11 protein-coding genes are annotated in these 19,735 nt (G+C 37.3%); 9 read left to right on the top strand and 2 right to left on the bottom strand.

What is annotated here, in order from left to right; translation table 11 throughout:
* Nucleotides 1-9 precede the first annotated feature (9 nt).
* Genes DFP97_RS01955 through DFP97_RS01975 form a run of 5 tightly spaced genes read left to right on the top strand, consistent with a single transcriptional unit; the run spans nucleotide 10 to nucleotide 12,404 of the window.
* Nucleotides 10-3,696, top strand: a complete 3,687-nt coding sequence (locus DFP97_RS01955; RefSeq protein WP_114378272.1) for a DUF6079 family protein — start codon at nucleotides 10-12, stop codon at nucleotides 3,694-3,696.
* 7 nt (nucleotides 3,697-3,703) lie between these two features.
* On the top strand, nucleotides 3,704-6,526 hold the full coding sequence (locus DFP97_RS01960) for a DNA methyltransferase (protein WP_114378273.1): 2,823 nt from the start codon (nucleotides 3,704-3,706) through the stop codon (nucleotides 6,524-6,526).
* Between the two features lie 19 nt (nucleotides 6,527-6,545).
* On the top strand, nucleotides 6,546-8,444 hold the full coding sequence (pglZ, locus tag DFP97_RS01965) for a BREX-3 system phosphatase PglZ (RefSeq protein WP_181873316.1): 1,899 nt from the start codon (nucleotides 6,546-6,548) through the stop codon (nucleotides 8,442-8,444).
* Nucleotides 8,445-8,455: 11 nt separating this feature from the next.
* Nucleotides 8,456-9,163 carry a hypothetical protein gene (locus DFP97_RS01970; protein WP_114378275.1) on the top strand — a complete coding sequence of 236 codons (708 nt, stop codon included), beginning with the start codon at nucleotides 8,456-8,458 and terminating at the stop codon, nucleotides 9,161-9,163.
* A gap of 13 nt (nucleotides 9,164-9,176) precedes the next feature.
* Complete coding sequence (locus DFP97_RS01975) at nucleotides 9,177-12,404, top strand: DEAD/DEAH box helicase (RefSeq protein ID WP_114378276.1); 3,228 nt, start codon at nucleotides 9,177-9,179, stop codon at nucleotides 12,402-12,404.
* A 306-nt stretch (nucleotides 12,405-12,710) separates the two neighbouring features.
* Here DFP97_RS01975 and tnpB read toward each other — a convergent pair whose 3' ends face one another.
* A complete protein-coding gene (gene tnpB, locus DFP97_RS01980) occupies nucleotides 12,711-12,863 on the bottom strand; it encodes an IS66 family insertion sequence element accessory protein TnpB (protein ID WP_114378277.1) in 153 nt (50 codons plus the stop codon).
* Between the two features lie 41 nt (nucleotides 12,864-12,904).
* Here tnpB and DFP97_RS30565 point away from each other — a divergent pair, with 41 nt between their 5' ends.
* Entirely contained in the window at nucleotides 12,905-13,051 is a 147-nt protein-coding gene (locus tag DFP97_RS30565; protein WP_181873317.1) for a hypothetical protein, read from the top strand.
* Between the two features lie 724 nt (nucleotides 13,052-13,775).
* Here DFP97_RS30565 and DFP97_RS01985 read toward each other — a convergent pair.
* Nucleotides 13,776-14,447, bottom strand: coding sequence for an Ntn hydrolase family protein (locus tag DFP97_RS01985; protein WP_114378278.1), 672 nt, complete (start codon nucleotides 14,445-14,447; stop codon nucleotides 13,776-13,778).
* A gap of 131 nt (nucleotides 14,448-14,578) precedes the next feature.
* Here DFP97_RS01985 and DFP97_RS01990 point away from each other — a divergent pair, with 131 nt between their 5' ends.
* Genes DFP97_RS01990 through DFP97_RS02000 form a run of 3 tightly spaced genes read left to right on the top strand, consistent with a single transcriptional unit; the run spans nucleotide 14,579 to nucleotide 19,637 of the window.
* Nucleotides 14,579-16,162: an ABC-three component system protein gene (locus DFP97_RS01990; RefSeq protein WP_114378279.1), complete on the top strand. Its 1,584-nt coding sequence runs from the start codon at nucleotides 14,579-14,581 to the stop codon at nucleotides 16,160-16,162.
* Entirely contained in the window at nucleotides 16,162-16,716 is a 555-nt protein-coding gene (locus tag DFP97_RS01995) for an ABC-three component system middle component 1 (RefSeq protein WP_114378280.1), read from the top strand. Before DFP97_RS01990 ends, DFP97_RS01995 begins: the two co-directional genes overlap by 1 nt.
* Nucleotides 16,713-19,637, top strand: a complete 2,925-nt coding sequence (locus DFP97_RS02000) for an AAA family ATPase (protein ID WP_114378281.1) — start codon at nucleotides 16,713-16,715, stop codon at nucleotides 19,635-19,637. Before DFP97_RS01995 ends, DFP97_RS02000 begins: the two co-directional genes overlap by 4 nt.
* Nucleotides 19,638-19,735: the final 98 nt, after the last annotated feature.

The raw sequence follows: 19,735 nt of genomic DNA on the forward strand, positions 1-19,735 counted from the left end.
GATCTACAAATGAAATATAAAGATTTAATTCAATTTGAACCAATTAAGTCTGTCGTCGTATTGAAGGACACAGCTGAAGATCAATTAGCCCAGAAGCTTGTCGATACATATGTCATTTCTGACCGGATGGCAGAAGTTATTGATGAGGTGATCATCGAACAACTTCAATTTCAAAGACCAATTGATCACAAAGGGATCATGGTTGTTGGTAACTACGGTACCGGTAAATCCCACTTAATGAGCGTAATTGCTGCTATTGCTGAATTCGATGGAACATCTAATTTTATACACAATGAATATATTGCTGAAAAGGCAGCTAGAGAAATTGAAGGAAAATTTAAGGTGTTACGTGTGGAGTTCGATGGGATTCAGGTTCCGCTCAGCGAAGTTTTGTATCAAGAGATGACGAATTATCTTCAAGAACTCGGCGTTGACTATATAATGCCCAATATTTCCACATTAATCAGCAATAAAGACGAAATGAAACGAATGATGGCTGCCTTCCACGAGGTATATCCAGATCATGGCTTCTTACTTGTTATTGATGAGCTTCTTGATTATTTACGTACCCGTAAAGAGCAAGAATTAATTCTTGATTTGGGTTTTCTTCGTGCGATGGGGGAAATATGCCAAACTACACGTTTCCGTTTTATGACGGGAGTACAGGAAATGCTATTCGATAATCCGAAATTCCAATTTGTCGCGGCGGAACTTCGTCGAGTCAAGGAACGAACTGTGCAGGCAATCATAGTTCGTGAGGACATTGAGTTTGTTGTATCCCAGAGGTTGTTACGGAAAGATGATCGTCAAAAAGCACTTATACGTGAACATTTGCTGAAATTCGCCCCTTTATTCGATAAACTTGGAGAACAAATAGAGAAATATGCTGCATTATTTCCCATTCATCCTGCTTATCTGTCGGCCTTCGAAAATGTCCGAGTTGTTGAGAAGCGTGTGGCTTTAACAACAATCAGTGAAGAAATAGAGAAGTTACTTGATACTGATGTTCCAGATAATAGTCCTGGAGTCGTTTCTTTCGATAACTATTGGCTCTATATCCAGGGAGATCGCACTTTACGTACTGATAGAGATGTGCGAGAAGTGTTGGAAAAGTCAGATGTACTCATGGATCGTGTTGAAAATTCTTTCCCTAAAGCGAAGGCTTCGTATAAGCCGATGGCTAAGCGTATAGTACGTGCTCTCTCCGTGTTTAGGTTAACTACAGATGATATCAAAGTGAAAATTGGGGTCACATCTTCTGAGCTAAGGGATCAGCTGTTCTTATACATTGATTTCCCAGACCTGGATTCTGATTTCTTGAATGCTACCATAGATACTGTCTTGAACGAAATTATGAAATCGGTAAGCTATCAATTTATTTCGTTTAATCGAGATAATGGACAATATTATCTTGATCTTGAAAAAGTCACAGATGTGGATTCATTAATAGAAGAAAAGGCAGAAATGTTAGTAGGCAATCAATTAGACCGTTATTATTTTGAATTGCTCGAAAAGCTCACGGATGATGGTTCACTTAGTTATGTGTCCGGCTTTAGAATTTGGCAACACGAACTAAGCTGGCATGCCAGAAGGGTTACGAGACCAGGGTATTTGTTCTTCGGGGCACCGAATGAGCGATCTACCGCCCAACCGGAACGAGATTTCTACATTTATATGTTGCAACCGTATGATCTGCCTAAATTTAAGGATGAAGCAAAACCAGATGAAGTATTCTTTAAGTTGGACACAAAAGATGAGGTATTCCATAAATCGCTGCGACTATACGCAGGTGCTAGAGAGATGTCCGTAACAGCTTCAAGTGCTACTAAAAAATTGTATGATGATAAAGCAACTGAATTTTTACGGATGTTAATGAAATGGCTTGTTGAGAATATGCCATCCGCGTATAAGATGACTTATAAAGGTGTTACAAAGAAATTGGCCGATTGGAGTCTATCTGCTCCTGCAATGGCGACGGTGCGTGAGATTATCGACGCCGCAGCAGATGATTGTTTAACCACTTGGTTTGAGGAAAAATATGTGGACTATCCAACGTTTAGTCTGGTGAGCGTTAGCATAGCACGAGAGGCAATGTTAAAAACTTATATTCCAGAGACCTTAACTCAAATCTCTAATCCAAAAACCAAAACAGCAAGAACCATATTAGATGGCCTTCTATTATTAGATGGTGAAAAAGTAAGTGGCTACAAATCGGGATATGCAAAATGGGTATTGGAATTGTTGAATAACAAAGGTAATGGACAGGTGCTAAATGCTTCTGAGTTGTTTGAAGTTCTTCAATCCCAGGGAGATTGGGAAGTCAAGAAAACAAAAGAATTTCAATTAGAACCTGAACTCTTTAGTGTAATATTAGCTGCGCTTGTTCACACTGGCGATATTGTTATAACGATCAATGGTGAAACTTATGACTCCATGAAATTTAATCAATTGATTGGACTGAAAGCGGAAGGTATTGCAGAGTTTAGTCACATTAAGAAGCCAAGTGATCTACCTTTGGCTGAATTAAGAGCGTTGTTTGATCTATTTCACATCACTCATGGTTTGCTCCGACTTGATTCTCAAACTAATGGTGTTCAAACACTTCAGACAAAAGTACAAGATCTGCTAACGCAAGTCGTTAAGCTTCAACATGAACTCAAGGATAAAATTCCGACATGGGAATTGCCCTTATTATCGGATGAGGATTTGAATGAGTATCAAGGCAAACTTCAAAATCTCAATCAATTCTTACAAGGTCTTCAAGTGTTTGATACACCCGCTAAATTAAAAAACTTTAAAAAAGGTATCGAGGAAATTCAGAGCCAGCAAGAATTTATTACAGTAGTTAATCAACTTATTCAATGGCGTGAGCGTGCTTCTCAGATCACGAAAAAAGCCAATTATATTGTAAGTGCAAGGAATCATGTTCCGATTACAGATGATTGGTATGCAAGAGTGGAGGGGATGCTCGAGGATCTATATCTTGCCTTGAAGGCTGATAGAGACTGTACTGCTGAGCTTAAGGTTATTGATCAACTGAAGGAGCAGTATATCACCACCTACTATGCTCAGCACTCCCACTCGCGTTTAGGTGCAACGGAGGAAAACAAGCTTAATCAACTTAAACGTGATGGACGAATTGATGCATTACAGAGAATATCGTCTATTCCCATTCTACCAGTACAACAATTGCAAACATGGAAGGCTAAGTCAGATGACTTAAAAATATGCTGGAAATTACAAAAGAGCGAGTTGGAGCATTCTTCAGTTTGTCCACATTGTAAATACCGTCCGAAAGATGAGAAATATGCACAACAGGTAACCCTAAGACAACTTGAGAACGAGCTTGAAGAGTTACTTGAATCTTGGACAAATACATTGTTGACCAATCTGAATGATAGAGAATTGAAAGAAAATATTCAACTGCTTAATGAAGAGCAAAAACAAATGATTAATCAATTCATGGAAACTAAATCATTTGGAATTCCTGTCGATGTGCGCTTAGTACAGACGATTAAAGAAGTTCTGGAAGGAATCCAGAAAATTGAATTGCCACTATCCCGTTTATTAGAGATGGCAGGGGACGGGAACCCATTAACAATTGAAGAACTTCGTCTTCGATTTGAGCGGTTGGTTAAGGAACAGATAGGTTCCGAATCATCCAGTCGATTACGCATTATGTTAAAAAAGGAGTAATACAAATATGAGTGATAAAGTTCAGCAAGGGACTCTTTTTGAGATGAAAAATGACAGCCAAACAGGTCCTGTGACTTGTTTGGGTATGACATTTGAGAATGATGAGTCACGTCGCGCTTATTTTACAGAGGAGTTACGTAAAAAATTGCCGGAACTAAAAAATATAGATGGGTTTCCCATTGGTGAAGATAGGTCAATATTAGCACTTTCTGATCCACCATATTACACTGCATGCCCAAATCCTTGGATTCTGGACATCATTAATGATTGGGTAACTCAAAAACCACCTAAACCAGAAGGATACCATTATCACCGTGAACCTTTTGCTGCTGATGTAAGTGAGGGTAAGAATGATCCAATTTACAATGCACATAGTTACCACACTAAGGTGCCACATAAGGCTATCATGCGCTATATTCTTCATTATACCGATCCGGGTGATATTGTTTATGATGGGTTTTGTGGCACTGGAATGACAGGTGTGGCAGCACAATTGTGTGGTGACCGCAATGTGGTTATGGGGTTAGGGTATCAAGTAAAACCAGACGGTACAATTTTGAAAGAAGAGACAAATGAAGAAGGGAAAACTGTTTGGTTACCTTTCTCAAAATTGGGTGAACGCCGAGCTGTATTAAACGACCTATCTCCCGCGGCAACTTTTATTGCAAACAATTACAATACACCAATTAATAAGGAATTGTTTGAGCAAGAAACAAAGCGAATTTTATTTGAAGTTGAGAAAGAGTGTAGTTGGATGTACGAGACAAGGCATTCAGATGGGCATTTAGGAGTAATTAATTATACAGTCTGGTCTGATGTCTTTGTTTGTCCTGAGTGTACCCACGAAGTGATTTTTTGGGATGTAGCGGTTGATAAAGAGGTTGGTTCAGTCAGAGATAAGTTTCCTTGTCCTAACTGCGATGTAATATTAACCAAGCGGGGAATGGAGCGCGCTTGGGTATCGAAGTATGATATTGTACTAAAAGATACTGTACGCCAGGCGAAACAAGTACCTGTACTTATCAATTATACAATAAACAGGAAACGAGTTGAGAAGGCACCTGATGCTTCTGATTTAGAATTAATTGAGAGGATTGAAAAGATCACTATTCCGTATTGGATCCCAAACGACCGTCTAATATTTGGACAAGAAACTCGAAGAAATGATCCTATAGGCATTACTCATGTTCATCAATTCTATTCAATCCGAAACTTATATACTTTTAGCGTATTTTATGCGAAGAGCCCGGCGTGGCTTAAGTGGATTTTAACTGGATCAATTCAAAGAGGGTCAAAACAGCATCAAATAGCAATTACGCGTATTGGTGGAAGTAAAGAAAAAGAAGGCGGTGCTACTGCTGGACATAGGAGGGGGACGCTTTATATCCCATCCAATCAAATTGAAATGAATGCCTTTAATTTGATGTCTGATCGCTCTAAGTCAATTAAGAAAGCACTTTTTTCGACTGTAAATAAGAATATCTTAATTTCAACCTCTTCAAGTACTATTTATAATGAAAATATGTCAGAAGTATATGATTATTTGTTTTTTGATCCGCCTTTTGGATCAAATATCGCATATTCTGAGCTGAATTCAATACAAGAAAGTTGGTTAGGGGTTACAACTAACCAAAAGAATGAAGCAATTGAAGATAAATCTCAGAAAAAATCACTTCAGGACTACCATGCCCTGATGAGAGAATGTTTTATGTCAGCTAATTCAATGCTTAAACCAGGCAGATGGATGACTGTGGAGTTTTCGAATACAAGTGCAGCAGTTTGGAATGTGATACAGTCGGCATTACAAGAGGCAGGATTTATAGTAGCTAATGTTTCAGCACTTGATAAAAAGCGAGGTGGTCTAAATGCGATCATTGGGACAACTGCTGTTAAACAGGACTTAGCAATTTCCGCATACAAACCAAACGGCGGATTTGAGGAACGATTTTCAAAAGAGGCAGAAACCCATGAAGGTGTCTGGGATTTTGTTCGTACTCACCTAAAATATCTTCCAATAATAAAGCTCGAAACTGGAACTGCAAAATTTCTAACCATTATTGAACGAGATCCCCGTATTTTATATGACCAAGTAGTGGCCTATTATGTACGTAAAGGGTATCCAGTACCGATTTCTAGCCAGGAGTTTCAAGCTGGATTAAGTCAACGCTTTCCCGTTCGCGATGGTATGTACTTTTTACCAGAGCAGGTTGTAGAATATGACCGGAAGAAAATGGTCTCTGGCGAGTTAGTACTTTCTTCTCTATTTGTTTGTGATGAGAACTCTGCTATACAATGGTTACGGCAACAGCTATTGAAGAAGCCTCAAACCCGTCAAGATTTACATCTTGAATATATGAGAGAAATTCAGCATATATCCAAGCATGAACTTCTTCCTGAGTTGGATGTATTATTAGAGCAGAACTTTTTACAATATGAAGTTAATAGTCCTGTTCCAAGCCAAATTCACACATACTTAAGTTCCGATTTTAAAGATCTACGTAAGCTTACTAAGGATGACTTCACATTAAAGATAAAAGCTAAAGACCGATGGTATGTTCCAGATCCAAACAAGCAGGCAGATTTGGAAAAATTACGCGAAAAATCGTTATTACGTGAATTTGAAGCATATCGTGATGGAATGGTTAGTAACCGTAAAAAACTCAAGCAATTTCGTACTGAAGCTATTCGAGCTGGATTCAAAAAAGCATGGAGCGAAAAAGATTATCAAACGATCGTTACCATAGGTGAACGTCTTCCCGAAAACGTACTACAAGAAGATGATAAATTGCTAATGTACTACGATAACGCGCAGATCAGACTCGGTTTGTAGTTAAGGAAGTGAAATACATTTGAGTAAAAATTGGCGTCAAAAGGTGCTTGAACATTTTCAAGCACCTTTCTACCATATTACGATGGTTAGTGATCCTAACTCTTTATTACAGGATGAGGTTATTGTCAGTGAGTTACATAAATTAGGGATAGAAATCGTGGAATTTCATGACCGAGCTACCTTTAGGTATTGGTACGAGAGCCAGTATCGACATAAATCATTGAATAAATTTTTATTGATACGACCTAAATCAGATTCCATTAATGATATTCCTTACGATGTATGGGTTCAAGGGCATCAAATCTCATTAAGTAAGAGTGAGTTGTTCCCTAATCTATCTGCATCAATTGTACGAGAATTGGATTCAAGAACGTTAGATGCATTATCTTTTATTGATGATTTCCCGAGCAATAAATCAGATAGCTGTACTATTGATTTTTTGCTTAGACGTATTTTTAAATTATCATATGACTCTATTGATACGGCTGCAGAATGTATATTGCTGTGTATTAATCGGCATCTGCTCCATTATTCAATGCCTGAAGTTATTGAGGAGTACTTAAAGAGTGCATTAATAAATAAAGAGTTCATTAATCCTCAGGTTGCTGTCTCAGAAATATTTTCTTCTTCAGAGACGCTGTTTTCCTTCCTACAACGGGAGTGGAACTCTTTTTTAGAAGATGGAGCGTCTAAAAATCATGCATTCAGTGATCCAATGCTACAAAATACACTAGCAGGTTTATTTCGTATTGGGATATTAACACCCTCCATCATAAATAATGAGAATTTGTCCGAATCCTTATACTTTGGTGTAAAACGCGACGAAGTAAACTCTCGAATCTCATCAATAATCGAACATATTTCCCAGATAGAAAAATTGTTAGAATTTGAGGTAGATCGCCGCGGCTGGATCGAGCTTATTCAACTGTACAGTTCTGCAAAATCAATTACATTTCAGTTAGAGTCTACGGACAACACCACAAAAAAATTAAGAAAACTTGAGCAAGTAATAGAAGAGAGATTTATGGTATGGCTCAATTCTCATTATGGTGCCCTAGCTTCTCTGACAGATCTGCATGCGCCGGTTATGCTCCACAAGGTCGCAGAATACGTGCAACTACAAGGATCATCTAAAATAGCTATAATAGTGATGGACGGTATGAGCTTTGTGCAGTGGAGTCAAATTCGTACGGATCTACAACATTATTTTAACTTTATAGAAAATGGAACTTTTGCTTGGATTCCGACGATAACTTCAGTATCTAGACAAGCTATATTTTCGGGCGAAATACCAAGGACCTACTATGCATCGATTCATACAACAGCTAATGAGGAAAAAGAGTGGAAAACTTGCTGGACTCGGTATGGAGTATCTCCGATACATATCTCGTATGAGAAGTCTCTAGGAAAAGTTGAATATAATCACTCGGAGATAAAAGCTTTATCTAAATCAAGTACCAAAGTTGCGGGGCTTGTTGTGGATATAATTGATAAGTTGACGCATAACACTATTCAAGGCCAAATTGGTATGCATAGTCAGATTTCCATTTGGCTAAGAACGGGTTACTTGCGCTCATTACTTCGTGATTTATTAGATGCTGGATTTGATGTATATATAACATCTGATCATGGGAACAAAGAAAGCGTTGGAATCGGTGCTATTCGAGAAGGTGTTCTTGCAAATACTAAAGGGGAACGAGTTCGGATATACAATACAGAAGTACTGAGAGATCGAGCTGCTGAAAAGTATTCATCTCAAAAGTGGAAAAAAAGTGGATTGCCCGATGAATTCCATGTGCTACTGGCGAAATCTGGAGAAGCTTATGTCAAAGAAGGCGAAGTTGTAGTCAGTCATGGTGGCGCAAGCATTGAAGAAGTAATAGTACCTTTCGTACGAGTGAAGAAAAGAATGGGATGAAGGTGTAGGATATGAAGAAAGCAGTTGGGTTTGATCAAAAGTTACAACTACATCAACTGGATTTTATTGCTCGAGAATTAACAAGGACGGATAGCAGACAACAAATGTATGATTTAGTCGATCAGTATTTGATGTCAGACATAGCAGGCTCAAAGGCAAGGGTAAATGCACGAACAATCTTGTTTAAAATCTGGGTTTTGGTTGGTGAAGAAAACGAGGAATTAAGAGATCGTGCCATTCAAATGTTCGGAAATGCATCTAAAGATGAAAGGCTGCTCCTTCACTGGGGGTTAATGATACTTGCATACCCATTTTTGAAAGATATGGCTGAGCAAATCGGACGATTAATTCAACTCCACGGTGAATTTTCAAGCTTGCAGCTGGGAAGAAAGATATTCTCCTTATATGGTGAACGTAGAAGAGTAAGTGTTTCTATAACAGCAGTATTAGGAACATTTAAATCATTAGAAGTTATTACTGAGCAGAAAAGAATATATCAGAGTGCTGATAAAAAACAAATCCAAAAGTCGGATTTAAAACTGTGGATGACAGAGGTGCTTCTGAAAGCCACTGAAAGATCAGCGATAGAATTAAAACAAATCGCAAATGAACCTTGCATATTTCCATTTGCATTAGACGTGACGGAAAGTGAAATGAGACAAAGTCATTTACAAGTTACACGCCAAGGAATTGACATGGCTATGGTTGGACTGAAATGAAGCGGGTGATACGATGATCAAAGTTGGTGAGATTGTTCAAGGAGCCCAGTTCCCAGAATCGGTTGAGATAAAAAAAGTAGAAGCCTTCGATGAAGGCTTTTACTCTATTGCAGCACTTGGGCGGGATTCTAATCGATACTATGAGTTGATGTTGGATGGGGTTGAGCTAGCAACTTTACAGAGATTAAGTGAGCAAAGTAGTACTAGCCATCAAATGACTTCAAGCGATCTTCAACATTACTTACGTTATCATGCATTGTTAGTAAATGGGAAGTATTCTGCTAAGCAGGCCCTTGGCAATAAGAATTTAATTCCGTTGCCACATCAGATTGAGGCGGTTTATAGTCGGATGTTACAGATGCCCCAGGTGCGTTTTTTACTCGCGGATGATCCAGGTGCTGGTAAAACAATCATGTCGGGAATGCTTATTAAAGAGCTTAAGGCACGCGAAAGTGTGGAAAGGATCTTAATTCTGGTTCCGCCTTTAGTTCTTAAACAATGGCAGGAAGAGCTTCAAGAGAAATTTCATGAGGATTTCTTCATCATTAATAGATCTGTAACGAAACAATACGGGTCTAAGAATCCATTCATAGAACATGATTTTTGTCTTGCATCCGTCTATTGGGCAGCTCGCGATGATGTGAAGAGCTTGGTAAATGAAGCGCATTTTGATCTTGTCATAGTGGATGAAGCCCACAAAATGGCGGCTTACACTCATGGTGTAACCAAAAAGAAAACATCGAAGACAAGACTGTACCATCTAGGTGAAGCGGTGCTTCGACAAGCCGAGCATTGTGTCTTATTAACCGCAACTCCTCATAAAGGTGATATGGAAAATTTTAGGCATCTTATGCGCCTAGTAGATGATGATATTTTCTCTAATCTGTCGGTCACGGAATCGCTTCGTGAAAAGGCGAATCCTTTTATCATTCGTAGATTAAAAGAAAGCCTCAAAAAATTTGATGGTACACCACTTTTTCCTAAGCGAACTACTAGAACCATTCAATACACTTTGTCAGAAGACGAGCTTGATCTTTATGAGGCTGTTACGGATTATGTTCGGCTGTACTTTAATCGCGCCATGAATGCTGGAAGTAACAGCACAGCATTTGCAATGATGTTACTTCAGAGAAGGTTAAGTTCTTCTGTTAATGCCATAGATTTATCTCTCAAACGCCGAAGAGATCGGTTGATCAAATTGTTAGATGAAACGATGGCAAGTAAGAAAAAACAAACTAAAAATAAAGAAGAATTCGACTGGGAAGAGTATGATGACGAATCTTTAGAAACGCAAGAGTTACTAGAAGGTGAACTTGAAAGTGCCACCAATAACCTTGATCCAGAGGAATTACGAATCGAGATAAACGAATTAGAGCGACTTGTAAGGAAAACGTCATACCTAAAGGAAAATGCGGTAGAACGAAAGTATGACGAGTTGGAACAAACATTATTTGGTTGGAATGGGTTGCTGAATCAAGGGGAAAAGATCCTAATATTTACGGAATCAGCAGATACACTTGATTTTTTGGAGAAGCGATTAATAACTCGTGTTCCTCAAATAGCTAAGATTGTTGGGCGATTTTCTATGGATGAACGTAGAAGACAGGTCGAACTGTTTCGAAATGATTGTCAGATTATGCTAGCTACAGATGCCGGTGGAGAGTCAATAAACCTTCAATTCTGTAACCAGATGATCAATTATGATATTCCTTGGAACCCCAACAAACTTGAACAAAGAATGGGTCGTATTCATCGTATTGGTCAAAAAAACGAAGTAGCCGTGTTTAACTTAGTTGCCTCCAATACTCGAGAAGGCGATGTCATGATTCGTCTGCTTGAAAAAATGGAACGAATGAGAGAAGATTTAGGTGCGGATCTTGTTTATGATTTCATCGGGGAAATTGTTGATGGGGATTTCAACGATCTAGCTTCTTTGATGCAGGCTGCCGTCATCCATCGTGAGAAGTTAGATGACATAATCGCGTCCATGGAGAGAAAACTATCGGAAGAACACAAAAAGTTACTTGAAGAAGTTGAAAAGGAAAGGCTCTCTGAGGATGTATTTGATTTACCTAAAATGCGAAGAGAACAGCATGATTTGGTAGTCAAAAAGTTACCAGAACGTAATTATGGCCCTTTTACAGAGCATATCCTGAAAAAATGCAATGTTCGCATTCACCAGACTCAGAATGAGAAGGTTAAACGAATTGAGCGACTGCCTAAATACATTCGGGATATATCAAAGACCAACCGCCTTCCATTATATCAATTAGAAGAAGCGATACGATTTACTTTTTATAAGGACTATGTTAAGGACGGAATAGATATCATATCTGAAGATCATCCATTGTGTAAATTAGGGATGATCCTTACGCGTAAAGAAAACGAAAAAATGGCAATAGACCGCTTCATGGTTTATTTTTCGGTAAGTGAGCCATTGTCAGTTGAAGTTTATCTAAACAGTGTTACGGACGGTACAGGGAATGAGTTGGCTGATGAACTAATCTTTCTGGCTAAACGTCAAGATGGTTCATTACTTAGGTTAGATCAATATTGGTTGTTTCAACAAGACTTTGTTGGAGAACTTACTGCATTAAGTGAGTTAATGGATAGTTCTATACATACCGCCGCTGTAAAAACTGCAATGGAATTACGGGATGAGGTTCGTAGTAAGCGTGAAGCGCAATTAAATCGAGTAATGAGCTACTTAGACAAAACATTTAAAAAACAAATTGACGATCTGATTGAGCGGCGTACAAAGTACGAGCACGAAAACGAAGAAAATCGGAATAGTGCCCTAATTAATCAAGTTGACGCCAATTTGATCGATGTTGAAATGCGTAAAGAACGAAGATTAGCTTTAGTTCAAAGACAGAAGAATATAGGAATGAAGCCACCTAAAAGAATTGCTCAACTTGAAATTGTCCCTAGAGGAAAGGCGCAAAGGGTCATCGCTGTTGATTACAGGGATATTATTGAGGAGCATGAACGAAAAAACGGGCGCGGAAATATAAAAATGTTTAACACCTTCTCATTAGTGGATTTCTATAGCGAGAGGTTTAACGGAGAACCACGATATATTATTGTTACTAATGATGAATTATATATGCCATCGGAGAATTACATTGAAGATTTAAAAGAAGTTGCAGGTCAGACATACATTTACGTGGTAAAAGAAAAGAAAATTATTGAAGAGAAGTCGTTGGCAGAATTTATTCCTACTATTGGCACTTTGTTTTAAATAATTATACTTATTTAGCTGTCCTATATTAAGGACGGCTTCTTTAATTTTTTTCTGTGATTCTAGATGTTTCTTGAAGCATGGGACGTTTGAAAGGCAAAGAAATTATTGACGTTCATAACCTAGAAGACAGAAAGTATTGGCATCGAGTCCAGTTAATTTGTTTATGCAATAGAAGGATTTTTGGAAAAATATTACGAATACGAATATTGACTGAAAAGAAACTTGATGATGGAGTGGTGAATACTATGGGCAAACAAATTTTGGGATAATGGGGAGCTGGTTAAGGAATGAAGAATTTATTATCTAGTCATGCCCTACAACCACGAACAGGCACAAAGAGAAGGGATCGAGTCCAAAACCTTCTTGAACGAGTGCAGCTAAGCCGTCGATCGACTTTCGAAGATCGGTGCTGCCGCATGCCAAATACACACGGTCGATGTTTGACAGCGTTAGCATGGGAGCTCCAGCACACGTATAATTTCACGGAGCAACTCGGGATGAAGCATGCTCTGACTTCAATTTCGGCATGTCCGACCCGAACAACGGAGGATGATGGCGAGGATGGATCCGCTGAATGGCTGGCAATGGCAAGAGGAAGCCAAGTCGCAGATGAGGATGCAGAGGAAGAGGAGGGGTTGCTTTGACGGTTTAATTGATGAATGGTGTGTCCATGCGCCTCGCACTAGGCAGACATGGTCAAATCGCTGGTTTTCAAGTCTTCGATTCTAGCGGTCCATTCTTGCAAGCGTTGGTGTTTGTCCATGAGATAGCCGCCTTGATTTAGGATACGCTCATTTTTTCATGAATGGAGTGGATGTTAAAGGTGGGCTGGGTTTGACGCTTACTACTGAATGGTTGGTTTTTTTTGTTTTTGTGTTAAATAAACAACTGTTCTAGTAAATAAGTAAATACTTTTATGGAAGGATGAAAAGATATAAAACTTAAAAAGGAATATATTGCAATCATCAAATATCTCAATTAACATGGAGTGAGTTGGTAGAAGTTTACGGGATGGCTTACATAATGGAGGAAAGCATGAAAAATCTTATTTATAGCCAATGGCACCGAACTTTTGTTCTTCTTTTTTTGCTATGGATGTTGATTATATTTTTTTAAAGCATGTGTTGTTTCAGTCTTTACCACCTTCCCCTCACGCTCACTTAATTTGGTTAAACGGTCACGCCAAACACAGCGATTAATTTCACTACACCTTTGTAAATTACTTTTAACCACCATTTTTGGCTTTCCACTTAAAATAATGGTTTTTGGGGTTGGGTTTAAGGTATGGAAAAACGGCAAAGAAACTTGGTTAACAGACTTAATAAAATATACTGAGTTAGTAAGAAAAGATAGTTCGATTTTTTCTAGTTATAGTACAAATTTAGTTTCACTCCAGATTATACCTGGTTGGATGACTAAAATATCTATGTTACCTCCTGTACTTTTTAATCTTTCTTGGAAATGAATTGCTTGAATGGTTGTTCTGATGCTAAATACTGCGAAATCAATCAAATCCTGTATTCTAAAGAGAGCCCAAGGGATACTAGAAGGATGTTGAAACAATAAATCTAAAATATCGACGCTTCCTCCGTATGTTATTCCAAAGAAATCTATATTATCTCGATCTTTAATTTTTTTTATCTCATTGTTATTTACCATAATCTCATATATGCTTTGTGTTTTATTGTCATTGTAACCTGCTAGGAATAAACTCAAGTTGGGGATGGTTGGTAACTTAGTGAAGTATTCTAAAATACGCCCTGCAGTTTCACTTACAGTTCTAGGAGAGATGGCTGACTCTAGTTGGATAAACTGCTCAATATGCGGTGTAATGGAAACTCCATTTATGGATAATTCCCCTCGAAGGCATATCCCCATTCCATGAGAAGGAATGGGGTAAACCTTCCTACAGTTATCAGAAAGAAATGTTTCAATTTCCACCCAGTGACCAGTACTTCTATTTTTTGAATTTATTACTAGTCTGGTATCGCTGGCCAAAACAATCCCGTCTGCACCAAAGACAACCACGTTTAAGGTCATATTATCCCCCCAGCTACATCGTATCTAAACTAGTCTATGCTCCTCAAAACATAAAAATGAAAATGGTAAAAAATATAATAGAAATTTAATAAAAAACAATGGATAACTGACAGAGGGGTGTGTATATTTCTATGAAGTTAAATGTTTTTAAACCAGAATCTGAAACACAGAATGAAATTTTAGTAGTTCTTATTCATGGTCTAAGCGCACCCAATACTTTTGTAGAACAGGGACGGGACTGGAAGTCACAATTATTAATTGATCCTAATTTGAAAAAGAGAGCCGATATTGGAGTAGTTAATTATGATACACGGAAATTGAATGGAATTTTTAGTGAACTAAAACCAATTGATGAGATTGCTCAGGAACTAAAGAGCGAGTTGGAACTAAGCGAATATAATTGTTATAAAAGAATTATCATTGTCGGTCATAGTATGGGAGGATTAGTAGGTATACGATATTTGACCAATGAAGCCTCAAGACAAAAAATACATAAAGTGGTTCAATACGTGAGCCTTTGTACTCCTTTTAATGGTTCAGATATGGCAAAATTGAATGATTTGATCTCATTAATTAATAAAAACGAACATATAAAATCATTAAAGCCCAATAGTACATTTATTAAACAAATGATACGTGAATGGATTGGCTTACGCAGTCAAATGCAAAATATTAAATTTTCCTTTTGTTATGGGACACATGATAGAGTGGTGGATAAGGATAGTGCTATCCCATATGTGGAATCAGATTTGTGGGAAGGGCACGGATTAGATGGTGGCCATACTACAATACTTAATTTAGGAGATCCTCTTCCACGCTCTTATAGATTTGTTCGAGACCGAATAATTGAGGTAATTGAACAAGAAGATCCTCCACATAATACAGGTAGCCCTAGTCATGGTAGTGGAGACACGTTACAAAGTGGTGGGAGCCACAGTCAAGGTAATGAGAACCATAATGGGCAAGTTTCATATGGAAAGGGCAATTTATCAAATACGGTAGGCAGTTCTATAGGAAATGGCCGATTTTCTAACAAGCTATCTGCTCTACAACCGAAAATAGCAATGTTCAATCAACGGTTTCCAAGTTTGCAACCATTCTTATCACAATTGTCCCAAGATGCTTATCAAAAGCTCATTACAATATCTGATGAAGAGTTCGAAGCTTTTCTTAAATCATACCAATTTTCATATTTTGAACAACCATTGACTGAAGATGGGATACGACAATTGTGGGAGTTACTTTCGCTATTACAAAGTAGTTATCCTGATTGGGTATTCGATACTAGCATTGCTACTTCCAACATAAAACTCGAACATAAACAATGGAGAAAAGTTATTTTTTCTCTAGATCAAAATACTCCTTTTGAGATTGTGCTGGAGCTAGCTAGACGGCATAAGAGTAGCTCGGTAGGGAGATTTATGGATAGAGGAGCGATTTCAGTATTTCCTGAACCATTAATAATCGAAAATGCACGAGACATTCCTAATCTGCGATTGTGTAAGCATTGTCGTAAAAAGAATGCACCATCTTTCGGGTTGATTTTACAAGAATTCACAACATCGGAAAGCAAAGGGGTTATGACCGGTATAGAAGAGAATAATTACAGTTTTTTAGAAGAAGTTGAGGTTTGCTGCACAAACTGTATTCAAGAAAAAGCGTATGTAGCCAGTAACCCTCGAGAACTGGAAGAGTCAATTAGGGAGGTTGTTTGATGATAAATAGTTTACTGGCGTTTTTTGAAAAGCAAACCGATTTGAATCTTGAGTCCAAACTTGAATACGGGAGAAGAAAAGCGGTTTATATTTCCGATGAGCAAATGTACGCTGTATGTATATACAAAAATCTATCAGAACTTACGTCTTATTGGAAGGAAGATGCAAATCATATAGCGATTGATGTCCAGGGGAGGCTTCGTGGTAATCTTCACGATTTAAGGTGGGATATGTACATGATTTTGTTACTGGAAACTGATCAAATTGATGCACGTGAGAAGAAAAAAATAGAGAACGATCGGAGTTACTTTAGAAAAATTGTAATTACATCTCGTGACGAACGCCCGGAAAAGAAACTTCCTATTTATTTGGAGCTTGGTGTGCAAGATACACTTTTATTTGAAGAAAAGGACTTTCTAATGGAGTTAAAGGGGATACTAAAGAATGAGACCGTTGAGATCCTCGGATCCAACTTTTTTGAATCCTCCAAAATGCAGAATAGTATACTTCTTCTCGAGGCCCTATTGAGCAAGGGGAAGGGTGAACAACATTGAGAATTAAGTGGATAGAGGTAATTGGCTTTAGAGGCTATCGTGAGAGGATAAGATTCAACTTAGAAGGAATTAAAATTTTGCTTGTGTATGGACCAAACGGGCACGGGAAGACATCATTTTTTGATGCCTTAGAATGGGCCTTAACCGGACAAATATCACGCTATGAAAATAACATTGCTGAAAGAAATCACTCAAAGTTTTTGAATAATTTATTTGCTGAAGAGCGTGCAGAGGTAAAGTTGTGTTTATACGACGATCATGAAAATATTTTAATTAAACGGGCTTGCCAAAAGAAAAAGGGGTTAACTGATTACGGCCACTCAGATCTAACAATTAATTATAGGGGAGAGGTATTTGAAGGTGAAACTGCTCAAAATACTCTTCGAAAACTTATAGTGAATCTTGAATGGGTGGATAAAGTTAAAATAGAAAAAACACTTTCTCTTACTCATGTCTTAGGTCAAGAACAATTGAACTCACTTTTACGTAACAACAGCAGCAAAGAACGTTATAATATGGTTTCTTCATTAATAGGAACTGAGCAATTTTATTTATTTAGAGAACAGTTTACAGACAGTTTAAAGAAAATTAAAAATGAAATGTTAGAAAAAAGTGCTTTAGTAGTAGAGATGAAGAATCGTATTAATCATCAGAATCATCTAATAGAGGAATTAAAAAAAAAAGGAGTTCTCACGACATCCTATAATAACATCTCGATTCAACAGAAAATAAAAGAAGCATCTGATGTTTTGAATATTCCTAATGAAGTGATTAGTTCATCAGATACTAATCTAGCTCAAACTTTTATACATAAATTATTAATGTCTAGTAAACAAAGTCGAGTTAAGTTAGATAATGAGCTTGGCACACCACTTTCCTTTCTAAATGAAAATTATAATCAGTGGGTGTTTAATGAAAACGAGATGAGTCGACTCAAAATTGAAAAGAGTAGGTTTGAGAGAGCCAAGCAATTGATAGAAGAATTAAATGATATAAAGTATTTACAAGAAATGTTTTATAATTACGTCAAATATACTGATCTGCAAGAGCAGACAAGATTACAAGAAAGAAATGCTTTTCAAGAAGCGGAAGAATATGTAACAAAACGAGAACGCTTGTATGAACTTGCTACATCATTAACTAAAGTTATAAATAGAATACCTGATTACGAAAAGTTTGAGGTACTAATTTTTTATACTCTGGAACTTATTTCGAAGATTGAGATTGATAATAGCACAAAGTTTGGTCTAGAGGCAGATAGACAAGTTCGAATTATTACTGACCTAAATAGAGTTTGTATTATAGAAGAGCGTACGTTGAAGGAAAGTAAAGGCAAAATTAATAAATTAGAAATGTTACTCGATGAAATGAAGGTAAGGGATCAGAAGTATCGTCAACTACTAACGATGATTCAGGATTTTGTTGTGAGTAAAGATGATATAGAAACTTGCCCAGCTTGCGGAATACTCAAAAGCCCCAATGAAATTCTGAATCATATTCACATACAACAAAATGACATGGACCCAAGCTTACCATTATTAGAAAGTGAATTACTGGAAGAAAAAACGAAATTTGAACATCAAAAAAGGGTACTTAGTAACACTGAATATCGCTTAAGAGATGCTATTCAACTATTAGAAGAAATGGTCACCGAAATAAATGCCCAGGTGAAATATAATAATGATATGCATAGTCAGGCTTTATTAAAGCTGGAACAGGTCCAAATTGAGAGCAAAGATTTAACTATTTCAACTCGAAGGTTTGAGGAGACGGCACGTAAAATTGGTTTTCATAGTTATCAAGTAGAAATGTCTACTCTGCAAGATAAACAAAAAGAAATAATTCAAGAATATAACTCTCTATTAGGCCAGGCAGCTCAGGATGAGTATTTTAATATAGATGTGGTTTTATCGAATATTATTAGACAAATGGGGGAAAGGCGGAATTTCTCCGAACGATATTATCATAACTTACATCAAATAGGATACGATCCATTACAAACTGAAGATAGATATAATACTAATAACGTAACTGTGCACATTGAAAAACAGTCGAAAGAACTCTCAACAACATTAAAGAAGCTTGACGATAAGGAGAGTCTTGCTTCTGCTTTATTGGAAGAGTTAGCTCTGTTTGAGAAATACGCTCAGATGGATGTTTTGAAAATGGAACAAGAACAAGACAAAGAAACACTTAATCGGTGGAATCATGAATTACTCATTCTACAGCGTCACTATGAAATTCTAGACGATTTGGTCAAAAACGTACCCAATGCTATTGATCTGTTAAGTCAGAAAGCAATTAAAGGGTTATTTGATACCATTCAGCTTATTTATGAGAAAATAAATTCTCATCCGAAATTTGATAAAATTGATTTTAAAAGTGATCAGTGGTGGGGATCAAATAATTTAATGTTACAAGTATCTAGTGGGGCGGATAATTTAAACGGGAACCCTAACTTTATTTATAGCTCAGCACAAATTAATGCAGTCGCTATTTCCCTTTTTCTAGCGATGGCTCTACAGCAAAAATGGTCTCCTTTAAATTTTATCGCAATGGATGATCCGATACAAAGTATGGACGATCTAAATGTTCTGGCACTGGTAGACTTGATTAGGGTAATTAGTGATGGAAGAGTATCTGACAAACAAATCATAATTTCAACTCATGACTCAAAATTCTTTGATTTAATGTTAAAAAAATTTCGTTATCAGAAAGTTGGGGTAGTTGAATTTGATGGATATAGTGAATGGGGACCATCAACCACAAATAGAGATAAGGAATCAGCAGTCATAAGATATGAGCCGAAGTGTGACAAAAAAGATAAATTATATGAAAAAATATTCGAAAAGGAAGAAAATTTTATTCGAGAAGAAACGCTCAAATCAGATTCTAGGTTTCCCGAAGAGTTTAGGGATTAATTCGATAAAGTAAATTGGTAATCACGAATTACCATCGGTTTTATGTGGATATTTTTTCTAATAATGTGGTGTTATACTTATGATAGATATTCTAACGG

Origin of the sequence: Paenibacillus prosopidis (assembly GCF_003337375.1) — a bacterium.
Classification (GTDB): Bacteria; Bacillota; Bacilli; order Paenibacillales; family Paenibacillaceae; genus Pristimantibacillus; species Pristimantibacillus prosopidis.